Source organism: Paenibacillus sp. H1-7 (assembly GCF_022354825.1).
GTDB lineage: Bacteria > Bacillota > Bacilli > Paenibacillales > NBRC-103111 > Paenibacillus_S.
Genome location: NZ_CP031168.1, coordinates 4,139,062 through 4,153,439, shown reverse-complemented (window position 1 = coordinate 4,153,439; position 14,378 = coordinate 4,139,062). Strand labels below are relative to the sequence as shown.

At 51.9% G+C, this 14,378-nt stretch carries 6 protein-coding genes; all 6 read right to left on the bottom strand.

Features of this window, described 5'->3' with window-relative positions; all coding sequences use genetic code 11:
* Nucleotides 1-247: 247 nt before the first annotated feature.
* The 6 genes from uvrA to DVH26_RS18375 all read right to left on the bottom strand — a co-directional run bounded on the left by uvrA (nucleotide 248) and on the right by DVH26_RS18375 (nucleotide 14,317).
* Complete coding sequence (gene uvrA, locus DVH26_RS18400; RefSeq protein WP_239635214.1) at nucleotides 248-3,142, bottom strand: excinuclease ABC subunit UvrA; 2,895 nt, start codon at nucleotides 3,140-3,142, stop codon at nucleotides 248-250.
* Nucleotides 3,143-3,148: 6 nt separating this feature from the next.
* Nucleotides 3,149-4,105, bottom strand: coding sequence for a hypothetical protein (locus DVH26_RS18395; protein WP_239635213.1), 957 nt, complete (start codon nucleotides 4,103-4,105; stop codon nucleotides 3,149-3,151).
* A gap of 191 nt (nucleotides 4,106-4,296) precedes the next feature.
* Nucleotides 4,297-8,091: an Ig-like domain-containing protein gene (locus tag DVH26_RS18390; RefSeq protein WP_239635212.1), complete on the bottom strand. Its 3,795-nt coding sequence runs from the start codon at nucleotides 8,089-8,091 to the stop codon at nucleotides 4,297-4,299.
* A 269-nt stretch (nucleotides 8,092-8,360) separates the two neighbouring features.
* The gene (speD, locus tag DVH26_RS18385; RefSeq protein WP_239635211.1) at nucleotides 8,361-9,173 is read right to left on the bottom strand and encodes an adenosylmethionine decarboxylase; all 813 of its coding nucleotides are present in this window, start codon (nucleotides 9,171-9,173) and stop codon (nucleotides 8,361-8,363) included.
* 251 nt (nucleotides 9,174-9,424) lie between these two features.
* Entirely contained in the window at nucleotides 9,425-9,877 is a 453-nt protein-coding gene (locus DVH26_RS18380) for a GNAT family N-acetyltransferase (protein ID WP_239635210.1), read from the bottom strand.
* A gap of 36 nt (nucleotides 9,878-9,913) precedes the next feature.
* The gene (locus DVH26_RS18375) at nucleotides 9,914-14,317 is read right to left on the bottom strand and encodes a DEAD/DEAH box helicase (RefSeq protein ID WP_239635209.1); all 4,404 of its coding nucleotides are present in this window, start codon (nucleotides 14,315-14,317) and stop codon (nucleotides 9,914-9,916) included.
* Nucleotides 14,318-14,378 lie beyond the last annotated feature (61 nt).

Here is a 14,378-nt window from a genome sequence, read left to right as displayed (position 1 = left end):
CCTTCACGACTTACTATAGAGTATAACGTAACGTTAGAGTCAACTTGAAAAATGAACTTTATGCTGCTGCCCGGGTTGGCAATCCTACAAGTATCAATACCTAGATGACAAAGTCTGCTCCAGAAGCCATGCTTTTACCGATACCCAAGCTAATCAAAATTTCTCTCTAGATCTATAGCAAAAAGCCCATGGTCCGATGGACTCATGGACTAACAATGGCATTCAGCTTAAAAAGTTCTATTTTACTTTACCAATAACAGTTTTCCGCAACCAGCACTTCCTGCAAAAACTTGCCGGTCAACGAGCCTTCAGTCTTGGCTACTTCCTCCGGTGTGCCGCAGGCAACGACAGTACCGCCATTTTTGCCGCCTTCAGGTCCCATGTCTATAATGTGGTCGGCTACTTTAATCATATCCAGGTGATGCTCTATGACAACGACGGTATGCCCGGCATCGACGAGTTGATGGATACAGTCGATGAGCTTTTGTATATCCTGCAAATGCAGACCGGTGGTCGGTTCGTCGAGTATGTACAGGTTGTGCGCGCCGCGCTTGATCTTGCTCAATTCAGTGGCAAGCTTGATACGCTGTGCTTCCCCGCCCGATAAGGTCGTGGACGATTGACCTACGCGTAAATACCCGAGACCCAGCTGGTTCAACACATTCAACTTGTGCAGGATATAGGACTGGTCCGAGAAATAATCTACAGCCTCCTCGATGCTCATCTCCAGTACCTGGGCTATATTCTTATCCTTGATACGTACATCTAGTACTTCTTCATTGAACCGGGCTCCCTTACACACAGGGCACACGGATTCCACGTCAGGCATGAACTGCAGCTGGGTGGTGACTACGCCTTCACCCTGGCAGTGCTCACAACGCCCGCCGTTCTTCTGGTTAAAGCTAAAGTCGTTCTTGCCCAGCGCCTTACCCGCGGCAGCGGCAGCTTCGGCATAGAGCTCACGAATGCGGTCAAAAAATCCGACATAAGTCGCCGCATTCGATCTGGAGCTTCGTCCTATCGGAGATTGGTCGATATTGATGATTCCTGTTAAATGCTCTTTCCCTTCTAACGAGTCATGCTCTCCTGGAACAATTCTCGCATCATGGAACAACGAGTATAACTGCTTATACATGACCTCGTTAATCAGGGTGCTTTTGCCTGAGCCCGATACACCGGTAATACAGACCATGACGCCCAAAGGAATATCGACATCCACAGAACGCAGATTGTTCGCTCTCGCTCCCCGGATAGAAAGCATTAGGCCCGACGCTTGGCGGCGCTTCGACGGCACTTCGATCTTGCGGGTGCCGGCTAGAAACGATCCTGTCAATGACTCCGGATGGGCTCTCAAATCCCCTGCCGTTCCTTGGGCAATAATGCGTCCGCCGCGCAAGCCCGGGCCAGGGCCGACCTCTATGATGTGATCGGCGCTGCAGATCGTATCCATATCGTGCTCCACCACGATAATGGTATTGCCGATATCGCGCAGCTTCCTGAGCGTATCCACTATGCGGATGCTATCTCTCGCGTGAAGTCCGATACTCGGCTCATCCAGTACGTACAGCATGCCCATCAAGCCCGAGCTGATCTGAGTTGACAGCCGAATCCGCTGCGCTTCCCCGCCGGAAATTGTATCAGAGCGGCGTCCGAGGCTTAAGTAATCAAGTCCGATATCCAACAGCAGCGTCAGCCGGGATTGGATCTCCTTGACGATTTGCCGTCCTACCTGAGCCTTTTCCTCCCGAAATGTCAGCTCGCTCATAAACCGCTGAAGGTCCATCATTGGTATGCTGCACAGCTCGTGTATGTCTGCGCCGCCTACTTTGACACAGAACCGCTGCGGCTTCAGTTTCTTCCCCTCGCAGTCAGGACATGTGTGTTCAACCATTACCCGTTTGTAAAATTCGTCTTCCGTGTTATTTTGAGCTTTGCGCTTGACATACAATTTGTACCAGCGATTCACCATATTGACCAAACCGCCGTAACCCATCATTTTCCCGGCATGTCTCGCTTGAGTTTTGGAGGCGTCGGCGGGAACGACGAACGGGAACTTTTGTCCCTTCGTTCCGTGAAACAATATACTCAGAATCTCCTCCGGCAATTCATTTAGCGGAGTCTCCAAATCAAAGCCGTAATGCTTACTCAAGCTGTGCAGAATGCTCCATCGCCATGTGTTCATGCTGGTGCCAAGAAGCTTCGTATCCAATGCGCCTTTCAAAATGCTCTTCTCCCAGCTCTTTACCAGAAACCGCGATTCGGTCCTCATAAAAGTTCCGATCCCGCCGCATGTTCGACAGGCGCTTTCCGGGTCGTTAAAGGAAAAGTAATAAGGCTGCAGTTCACCTAATGTAAGGTGGTGCTCAGGGCAGGCAAACCCGGAATAAAAAGCGTTCGCATCAACTTGTTTGCCTTCCGGACTCCCGACGATTTCAAAGCGGATGAAGCCTTCTCCTACCAGCTTCAAGCTGTTCTCGATCGTTTTGGTGAGCACCTTGAAAATGTCGCGTTTCACAACGACTTTATCGACGACCACTTCCATCCGGTATTCCATCTCTTCGTCGAGCTCCAGCGGATCCCCGAGACTATGAGGGACGCCATCGATCAAAAGGGTTCGAAATCCTTTCGTCCGGATCTCGTCAAATAAGGTTTCAAAGTCCTCCCCATAGATCTTGTAAATGGGAGCTAATACTTCAATTTCGGTTCCTTCGGGAAGCGACTGGATGCGCTCTATCATCTGGTCGGCAGTCCGTACAGGAACCGGATGATCGCAGAACGGACAGCTTGCGTCTCCTGTAGACGCGAACAGCAGCCGCAAAAAGTCATAAATATCCGTCATCGTACCGACGGTGGATCTAGGATTGACAATCCCCTTCTTCTGCTCGATGGCAATAACGGGAGACAAACCGAACACGAAGTCCACGTCAGGCTTCTTGATCTGACTCATGCGGCTTTTGGCGAAGGTAGATAACGATTCGAGAAACCGCCGCTGGCCTTCGCCATATATGACCTCAAAGGCAAGCGAAGATTTCCCGGAGCCGCTGACTCCGGTTATTACGGTTAATTTGTCCCGCGGAATGTTCACATCCACGTTCTGCAAATTGTTCTGGCGCGCTCCCCGGACCTCAATGAATTGTCTCATCTTCGGCTACATCCCCCAATCATCGTCATCGGTAACTTCATACAAATACGCCGGTTCCTTAAGCTCTACCCGGCTTTTGGGTGTCGCTTTCGTCTCTGCTTCCATTTTGGACAGAAGCTCACGTTCCGTCAGCCAATCGCATGCCGTGGTGATAGAGCTGGTATTCAATTGGACGACAACACCCAGCTTTTCCACTATATCCGTGGCGGTGCGGACATCCGCTTCCTCCTTCAAGTAATCAAGTACCGGCTGAAACAGTCTCTCGGCCCGTACATTCAAATAACCATTGATCTCCTCCAGAACGGACTTCACCTTATGCTCGTTCGCCCCGTTAGTTATCATTTCCGTATAGATACTTTGAAAGAATGCCGGGTTAAGTTGAAGCGCCTGTTGAACCGATTCACGCATCGGAACTTCTCCGTTCAAGACTACTTCCATTTGTGACAGGACATCCACCATCTTCATAATCCATAATCCGCTATAGGCAGGGTCATTCTTCACATACAGCCACTTCTCCGCCTTAGCGAGAATACTTAGTGTATAGCATCCGAGACGAAGCAGCTGCAGCTGCCTGTCGCGTTCTCCCACGTACCGTATTTGTTCAAAGTATGATTCAATCGAAGGATCCTTGGTAAACAATAAAGTGCTGCGTAACAGCATGGAATGATCTATAGAAGTCTGAATGGATCTCTCCATCCACCGCTTGAAATCGTTTCGTGTCTGAATGGAGGTGTTGATAGGAACATCGTTCTCTACAAAGCAATTGTACCCCTTGGACAGCTTCTGATCATGAACGATGAGCTTGAGATCAATGTCCGATTTCTCCCAGACTTGATCGTACGATAAACTTCCTAGCAGGACAGCGGCAATCACTTGATCATCCTGCTTTACCTTGTCGATGAACGTCTGAAGCGCTTCTCTGAATATTGCGGTCAGCCGATTGGCCTGATGCGTCTGTTCCATCCAACACCCTCCCATGGGTAGTAAATCCAGACCTTTATGGTAAAATTAACCACTATTATCATACCAAACATTTGTTCTATTGTAAACGGTTTTATCCATTTACAGCTGTCGAACATGAAGCAAGCCACCGGAATGAGGTCCGATGGCTTGCAGTAACTATTTCATGTGTACTAGCCGGCTCCGTTGTTCCATCAAGGCGCGGATACCGTTACTTTAGCCGTTGTCAATCTGCCTTGATATTGGACTAAAATATCGGCTTTGCCGGATTTCAATGCCGTCACGACACCATTCGCATCAACTTTGGCGACGAACGGATTCAACGAACGGAACGTAGCGCCGGATGAAACTTGTTGTTTCGTCCGATCGGTATACTCTGCGTACACGACTGTTGAGTGTGTTTGGCCGACACGCAAGGAGTACTCCCGGTCGTCAAGATCTATAGATTTAAGAAATACAGGTGGCGCTCCAATAACGATGACTTTGGCTACAGCCCGTTTGCCGGCATATTCCACAATAATGTCGGCCACTCCGCTGCCTACTGCCGTAACCACGCCATTACTGTCAATTTGAGCAACCGACGTATTGGACGATTGGAAGGAGACTCCATCAGTAACGGGCTTCTTACTAAAATCCGAATATACAGCTTGAACGACGGTGGAATGGGTCTCCCCCGCCTTCAGCGTATACGCTACGGAGTCGAGCTGGATGCCCACTAATTGATAAGGAATGCCGTAAACTACGGCTCTTGCCTCCGCCCGTTTACCACGATACTCCACTGTAATTTCAGCGGTTCCCGGCCCCATTCCTTTAATGACGCCGTTCTCATCGATCTGGGCTACGGAAGGGTTGGAGGAACGGTAGGTGACGCCGGATGTTACCGTTTTGCGGCTGTTATCTTCAAAAACTGCTGTGACGGCAACCTGTTGCGTATCGTCCGCCTTCAGTAAATACAGCTTCGAATCCAGAACGATCGACGATACTGGAAGCACCGCGCGGTCGATGGAAACCGTATAGGATTTGGAAGCATTGCCGCTTGGGGAATATACGGCGATTTGTACCGTATTATTTCCTTCGTTCAAGCTGATTTCCTGGCTTGCTTGGCCGCTCGCAACCGAGGAACCGTTAACAAAAATGGAGGAACCGGTGTCGACAGCGCTTGGAGTCACTGTCAGCTTCTCCACTTTACTCGGCACACTGACGGAATACTCTGTTTGATCCTTGGCAAACGATGGAGTAAGCTGACCTGTGCTAACGGTCAGGCTGCTCAGTCCCGGCTGTCCATAAGGATACGCTGCAATGTTGCCCACCGCACCGGTGCCGAGACGATCCTGCAATTGCTGCAAATACAAGCTGCGCGGTCCAACCGCTGCACCTGTGCTTTCCCAATAGCCTTCGCCTCTTGGTCTAAGATCGTCTTTGTTAGGAAGGTAAGGCTTGCTCACTTTCCCTGTAAATCCGATCGCATAGTTTTGTGCTGTTGGAGGTCCTTGCAGAGCCAGGGTGCCCTTCGTGTTCCAAGCAACCCAGTTCGCGCCCGCCCATCCATGGCCGCTTCCGAGCCAGCCGCGGTCTTGAATCGCAATATCGGCATCGATATTATCGAACAATCCGCCGACAGACCAGCGGTGATGCGGTTCGGAGGTTGCGAATTCCGTACCTGCTACTCCGTCCAGGAAGACGTTTGGTCCTGGGACCCGGCTGCCTACGATATAGGAATGTCTTGCCGTGTCAACATTGACTCTTTGCGTTAAACCAAGCTGTCCTTCGTACAGCAGCGGATATCTTCTGCCGCCGTCCAGCGTGCTCGCCATTTCCAGGACGGTGCTGTCTTGTGTCGTCGTCCACTTGGCGTCTCTTGCCGTATAGACCATCGAGTAACCCAAGTGAAGCGCCGTAATATCGCGTACCCATGCGTTTTTAACGCTTCTCAGAACAACGAATGTTTGGGGATGGCTGTCATCTGCATAATAATTAACTCCGCCGTCCTGCTTGACAATCGACGGATCGAAATTAACATCAACGCGTAGGTTTTCAACACCTACTTGTTGAATCCGGTCGGAATCGTCATAAGCAAGAACCTCGCCTCCACCCCAACGCAATTCGACGGAGTTTGCAATCGGCGCATCGATAGTAATGACGTTGCCTTGAATATTCGTAATGACGCGGTCAAAGTTCAGATCGAACGGCGTCCACTGCTGCGTGCTGTCCGTAGTTCCCGGTCTGTCCGTGATTTGATCCATCTTGAGCTCATGAATCCAACGGTCATTTCCTTTTCTGCGGACCATAACGGTATCGCCAACTTGGAACTGGCTTGCATCCGAAACCCGGAAGCTGCGCGCACCTGTAGGCACAAACATGTCGGCGATTGTTGTGGATACCGCGGTATTGACTACAGGTCCCCGCGCGCCACCAATTTCCAGCAAATCTCTTTGGTCGGTACCCGTACCGTACAGAATCGTGCCGTCAGCTCCTTGCCCCTCGCCACGCAGCACGATACCGGATGCCCGAATGGCCAGCTTGCCGCCCAAACGATATGTTCCTTTGGAAAGCAGCAGTGCACCTCTGAAGCCATCCTGAGACAAGGGCATAGCGGAAAGCTCGTCGATAGCGGCCTGGATTCTTGCCGTATCATCGCCTTCCGGGTTAGGATAGAGCGTCATTTTGACAGGAACGTCAGGAAGCTTCACGCCTCCGCCCATATATCCCGCATTGGAGTAATCAATAATTTTGTTGCCCTTGAAATCCGGCACATAGACCATCTTGCCGTCAGTTCCCGTGAAGGCCAATTTGCTTTGGCCGGCTGGAATCGTATTCTCGTTTGCCGAGAAGAAATAGTACGTATCGTACATCGGCGCTTTACCGGCAGGTGTAATAGTAAGCCGGATTTGGTGCTCGCCGATGAAAGACACCGTACCTGGTACCGTCAGCTGTTGAACCGTTCCTGCGGTCAAGGAAGCTGCAGGGAAACGATACACTACATTTTGCGAGCCGTCTACCACTTCGCCGCTAATCTCGGCATCGACAAAAGCGTTGACCTGAACGGTCGGATACACATCGCCAGGCTTAACGAAGGCCGGCTGTCCGTTCTGGATGGTCATCGTCGGATGCGTCAATTGCAGATCTGCAATAAGCAGCTCTGGGTTGGCTACGTCGATCCACAAGCTCGTAGTAACTGTCTTGCTGCCGGAAATAATCGTGCCTGTAATTTGCGTTACCCCGGAAGCCAATGCGCTCACGTTCCCGGTCGCATCAACCGCGGCCACTGCCGGCTTCGCGCTGGTAATGGCAACACTCAGTCTCGGATCCGCCGGGTCGATTTCCTCGCCATTGCTCAGCTTGGCATGCAGCTTCAACGGAACGCTGCCGTTCACCTGAGTTTTTATGGTTGTGTCTTCCGTATAAGCCGTTCCCGCAGGATCGGCAAAATACACCGATTTCAAGTCGACTGCGTTCGGATCTCCGCCGCTAATGACTTCGAACTCAGCCAATTTAAACAGCGAGTCTCTGGTCAAATTGACGGAAACCTTCACATATCTTGCGGACACTTCTGGAAAAGATACCGAATCCACAGCGGCAACAGCTTCTGTTGCACTGGACTTTTCATATGCTACGCTCCAATTGGAGTTGTCGTTCGAATACAAGATGCTGTAGCCGCTTACAAGCCCTTGCGTCCCATTGAAATCAAGGATCGTCTTATGAAAAGCTTGCACCGTCGTCAAATCAACGGTCATCCATACATTCAAATCGTCCTTGCGGTCTGCTTGAAGAGGCTGCCAATAGGTAGCCGGATTTCCATCCAAAGCGGTGGTTGCCCTACCTGCGGATGTATCCGAGCTCTTGCCCTTAACCGGCTTGTCCAAAGCATAGTTGACTTCCCCTGTACCTGCGGCCAAGGAAGCAGGCATGAACCATTGACCCTGAAACAGAAGAGAAAAGACGAGAAGTAGTGCCAGTAGTGCGCTGCTTTTTTGTTTCATTAGTTGCATTTTTTTATCACCTTTCTTCTATGCTGCTTGGATTGGTTAACGCAGCAAGCGTCTAATGGATTGCGTTGGTATTCACCTCCATAATTGTGTATTTTCCGGAAAACGGCCGGACTCGTACAACATTATAAAGCGCTTTCAATTATGTTGGAATACGCAAAACTAATTTCTTTTTGTCCGAAACTAACTAGTTACCCTTCTGTCATTTGGAAATAAAAAAGAAGCCCGAATAAGCAGGCTCCTCGCGCTAATATTTGCGGCATCCCCTATCTTCAAGCGTAAGAGATGTTTTTTCCGTAAAAGATTTCGTCCATTTCCCACTTCAAGCTCTCGGTAATATCCTTTTGTTCCTCAATGCTCAGCTTGTCCTTCGTATAGCCGAACAAGTAATTGTTCAGGTCAAATTCTCTGAGCTTGCATTTGGTATGGAAAATATTTTCCTGATACACATTGACATCGATCATGTCGTACAAAGCTTTTATTTCGGTTGGAATGTAGTTTTGAATCGAGTTGATCTCATGGTCGATAAACAGCTTATGCCCGGTTGTGTCCCGGGTGAAGCCGCGAACGCGGTAATCCATGGTCATAATGTCCGTATCGAAGGAGCGGATCAAGTAGTTCAAAGCCTTCAGCGGCGAAATCTCGCCGCAAGTAGAAACATCGATATCGGCGCGGAAGGTGCTGATGCCTTCGTCCGGATGGTATTCGGGATACGTATGGACGGTAATATGGCTTTTGTCCAAATGCATCACTACGGTGTCCGGCAGCGGTCCGGGCGATTCATCAAAATCCTCCTTGGTCGGCTCCTCAATGGGTCCCTCCGAAACGAGCATCGTCACGCTCGCCCCTTGGGGCTCGTAATCCTGCTTCGCTATATTTAGGACGTGTGCTCCGATAATGTCCGCCACGTTTTTCAAAATATGGGTCAATCTCGCCGCGTTATACTGTTCATCGATATAAGCTATGTAGGCTTTCCGTTCCTCTCTCGTCTTCGTATAGCAAATATCATACATATTGAAGCTTAACGATTTGGTCAGGTTGTTAAAGCCGTGAAGGGTTATACGCTGTTCAGGCGTCAATGGCATCCTGGATCCAACCTCCTTTTAGTCCAGTTACTAATGTTTCCTTATCCTGTAAAACTGATTCCTTTTTGCCTTCATTTTTATTGCCGCTTCTATGGAATTACCCGTTTTGCTAGTAGTTTAAGCCAACTAGGAGGGAGGGTAACGAGCTTCCATTCAGATAATGATTCAGCAGCAAGATATGCAACGCAAAAAGACAGGCAGCTCTCGCATCGCTTGCGAAGTCACCTGTCTCCAACAGTGCTTAGTTTATTTTATAAATCTTGGGAGAGCCGAACCATATCCTTCAGCTGCATTCCGTTCTCATAGATCGGTTCATCGTAATGCCGGATGAAGAAATCCCGGTCGATCCCCGTCATACGAAAGCCGCATTTCTGATACAGAGCGAGCTGAGCCACTCCGGTGCTCCCCGTACCTACTTCAATGGTCTGAAAGCCCATTTCTCTGGCTGATTGAACGGCATGCAGCACAAGCAGCTTCCCGATCCCCTGTCCGTGCAATGCCTCCAGTACGGCAACGTTCACAAGCTCAACGGTTGCCGGTCTTGTAGGTATCAGAACATAGACGCCAATGGCCGAACCATCCTTGTCAGCAATAAAACACGACCCTCTTTGCACATATTGCTCCACCAGCGACCGGTTGGGATCGGCAAGCAGCAGCAGGTCCATAGGGGGCTGCTCATGTTCTCCCAGCTTTCTAATAATCATACGGCTACCCCTTCTCTCACAAACTTGCCTTACGGTTTATCTTAACGCGCTTGGCCAAATGACCAGAGAATCACGGTCGGTTTCGGCCCCCAGCTTCAACAATAGATTGGCCGCCTCTGTCTTAAGCACAGGCTGTCCACTCCATTTGTCGATGACGATTTTACGTATGCCGGGAATACGCAAGTACTCGATGGCTACGGCTCTGAGAAGCTGCTCCATTTCATCGGGGCTTAATGGGAGCGCCTTGTCCTCATTCGCCCTTCCAGCAACGGAGACCCCTAGATCCATCGTGTACATTCTTTTGCCGTTGTTCTCCACCCACAACACCCAGCGCCCACCTCGCAGGACGAGATCGTTTCCTTTCTTGCGCGAGAATGAAATTCCATCCGCATCCGGCCAGCCGACGGTTAGTCCGAACGGATTGGAAGGGTCCGTAGAAGGAAGCACCACCGTGTGCAGATCACCATTCCATTCCGGCATGCGAAGCTGCTCCACCTGATCCTTTGTTGAAAATTGCAGCGTCTTGATTCCTTCGACCCACAAGCCTCGAGTCAGTAAGCCCCACATTTCCAGCTGCTTCAATGACGCGTATACGTCGTCCCATGACCATGGCAGGTGCTGCGCGACAATCTCTTTGGTCAGGAGCCCGTATACTCCGACCAAATGCTTGATCCATGCAGCCAAAGACGCCTGCCGGTCGTAATCTTCACCAAGGGATCGCAGAGCATACCAGCGCCCAAGACCCGACTGAAAGCCTTTGCCACTGACGGCGGTTTTGGCTGTCTTCGCTCCGCCATTCAGACGCAGCGGCGCAAATTGGTCATTCGACACGAGCCCTCGCCAGGATAGCTCCAGCAAACGGGCTGTCAGCTCGGAAGGTACTTCGCCCGTTTCCCGGCTGAGCGCGGACAGGAAGCTTGCCCCCTTCCGTTGAAGCAGCTCCAGCAGTGGTACCTCTTGCATCACATCGGCTTCCGCTTGTTCGAGTATAGGTCCGTAAAGCTCCTTGCTTTCCGCCAGAAAAAAGGCAACGCTGCCTTCCTTCTCCCCCGGCAGCTTGCGGCCAATCCAGATGACCTCTCCGGCAGCGCACAGCCGGTCCAGCAAATCTTTTTTATAGTCGTGCATCCGCAGCGGAAAGAGGGAACCCTCCCATTGTGACAATGGAAAGAACAACCCTTGCAGCTTTTCGATGACCTGTCGAAGCCCTTCTTCCCCGCTGCGTCTCTCCTGAGGCGATGTATATTGCAAATCCATCGTCCGGGAGCAATAACGAACGCCGTCCACAGCCTGATTGGCCTGCCTGAGCGTTTCAGCTTCTTGCCGCGTCCTCCGGACGGCTTTGCGCAAGTTCATCCATACGACACGATCACCGGCTGCAGCGTCCGCCAATCGTTCTATTCGTCCTTCCGCTTCCCAGGCTGGCACGAGCTCTTCCACATGCCGGTTGACCTGATCGCCGTATCGTTGTAGCAGCTGTTCTACGGTGAAGCTCGTTTGACGTTCAACGAAACGGGTAAGCACGAAACGATCCGCCAACAGCTCTGATCCAAGCCGGGAATAGGTAGACGTTTCGTCCGCACATATCCAGTAATGAAGCTGAGGGCTGCCCAACGGGATTCGTGCGATTTGTTTGCGCTGCTGTAGTATGGATATAAGCTCGCTCCTTTCGGAATCGGGTACTACGCCGGCAAGCTCTTCGTCGCTATGCTCCCCAAGTCTTTTCAGCAGCCTTAGCAGCTGATCAGGCTCTTCGATCCTATGCTCCGGCAGCGATGATGGTGCTTCCTCCGCTGTTTCAAGCCGTTTCTCCTGCTCCCTCTCCGTAACTGGAGCACCTTCATTAGCGGACTCGGGAGCGAACCAGCTCCCGGCCATGGCACGGTCGAGTCCTTGCAGCCTCGCCTGGAGATCTTTCTCCACTGTATCCGATTCGTACATTTGCGCATTGATAAAGTCGGCGAGAAACAACGCCGCGAACGGTGACGGATAAGCACCCTGACGGGTCACCACTTCCATTTCGCCGTTCTCTATGTTGTGCAGCATTTCACGTACGCCTTGCACATCCAGTTCCTCATACAGACATTGGCGTATCGCTTCCCCAATGAATGGAAACTGCTCGGCGTAGGGCAGCGATTCGCGCAGCAGCTCTTCGCTGCGCAAACGCTTCTGCCATGCCGGCATTCGGCCGAAGCTGCGGGACAGCAGCAGCGAGGTTTCCGCGAGCCTCCGGAAGGCGATGCCGAATTGCGGCGATGACGGGACGGCCTGACGGAGCAGAGGCTCCAGCCGATCCGCCGTCACCTCGCGAATGAGCGGCAGCAAGCGCAGCGCTTCTCCGCTGCCGCCGTCCGCCACAATAAATTCAATGCCGTTGTCCTTGGCATTGGCATAGATGCGATAAGGCATGCTGCGCTCGGCATGAAGCTGAATCGCCATCTGCCAGGTGCGGTTAAACGCCCGTCCGAACCAGCTGTGAATTATCAAATGATGCTGCTTGAAGTCATCCTGAAACTGCTCAATGACAATCCGGCGGTGGGTGGGCAGCTCGGAAACCGCCTTCTGGGAGTGTACCAGATTGACCAAATCATCTGCCGCAGACGCATCCATGAAATGCTCGCAGGTCAGCCATTCGATCGTGGAAGCTTTCTTCTCCTGATCCAGCCGTTCCTCGATATAGGCTAGAAAACGGCCGATGTCCGACGAGAATTCGTACGATCTCCCTTGTCCTTCTCCCCGCCAAAAAGGGATCTCGCTGAACGTATTGCCCGCCTCTTCCACAACATAAACTCTGTCGTTGCGGATGGACTGAATTCTCCATGAGCTCGTCCCAAGCTGGAACACGTCCCCGACGCGGCTCTCGTGGATATACTCCTCATCCAGCTCGCCTAGGTGGATGCGGCTGTCGGCATGATGAACAGGATAAGCGCTCCCCTGCGGGATCGTGCCTGCGCCCATAATCGCGGACATCGCGGTCGAGCTCCGCTTCGTCAGCATCCCTGTCTCCCGGTCCCAATCGAGCAGAGGCCGGACGAAGGGATAATAGCCCGACAGCACCTGAAGTACGGCTTCCAGCCGTTCCAGCGCAAATCCATGATAGCCGTAGCTTCGGTTTAACAGGCGGTACAACGGTTCAACTGGCCTGTCGTCCGCCGCCACCATCGCGACGATTTGCTGGCATAGCACATCGAGAGCAAACCGGGGAACGCGAATCTCTTCGATATTCCGCTCCACGATTTGACGTGCCAGCACCGCACATTCCGGGAGCTGTCCGCGGGATCTGGCGACGATGACGCCCCTGCTCTCGTCTCCTACGGAATGGCCGGCACGGCCGATTCGCTGTATGCCGGCAGCGGCGCTTTTCGGCGAGTCGATCTGCAGCACCAGATCGATATGCCCTACATCGATGCCAAGCTCCAAGGAAGAAGTCGCTACTAGACAGCGAAGCTCGCCTCTTTTTAAAGAAGCCTCAACCTCAAGCCGTTGCTCACGTGAAATGCTGCCATGATGTGAGCGGGCCATCTCATACCCTACGTGATCGTTCAGCCAAAGCGTCAATCGCTCGCACAGCCTGCGATTGTTTACGAAAATAAGCGCGGACTGGCTCTCCCCGATCCATTTGCACAAATGCTCCGTCAACGGCCCCCACACGGCCTCCTGCTTGTCTTTTGTTATCAGCGACTTCTCAGGATGCGTGACAACTACGCGAAACCGCTTGTCCATTCGGCTTTCGATGATCTCCACTTCGCGCGGCGAATAGCCAGAGTCGTTGCTATCCCAGCCTCCAAGAAATCTCGCGATACGCTCGATAGGCTTCTGTGTCGCGGAGACACCGATTCGCTGAGGCGTTTCCCCTATCCATTCGCTTAACCGCTCGAGCGTGACCGAAAGGTGCAGCCCTCTGCTGTCTGCGGCCAAATCGTGAATTTCGTCCACAATACAATACCGAACCGACCGCAGCATCATTCTGCCTTTGGGAGAGGTCAGAAGCAGATAGAGCGATTCCGGCGTCGTGACCAGCACATCCGGCGGATTGCGAAGCATCGCGGCACGAGCGCTTTGCGTCGTATCGCCCGTACGGACAGCTGCAGTCAGCCCGTTCCAAACGGTTCCACGCTTCTCGGCGGTTTGCTTCAGTTCATCTATATACCCGATCACGTGATGGTGAATGTCATTGTTGAGCGCCTTGAGAGGCGTAATGTACAGCAGCTTGACTCCATTTGTCGGTGTGGGCGTATCCTTATCCTCCAAAATCCGGCTCAGACAGGGCAGCATAGCCGCCAACGTTTTTCCCGAGCCCGTAGGAGCTGCTATTAAGGTGTGCTCTTCTGATTGTATCGCTTGCCACGCGCGTATTTGTACATCCGTCGGACTGCCGAATCGCTGCTCGAACCATTCGGCAATCAACGGGTGAAAAAGGCTTGCACTTGATTCGCCCATCGTAACAAAACTCCTTTTCCGCCGCTTCCTTTAACGTATTATACCAAATATAGTCAATCGG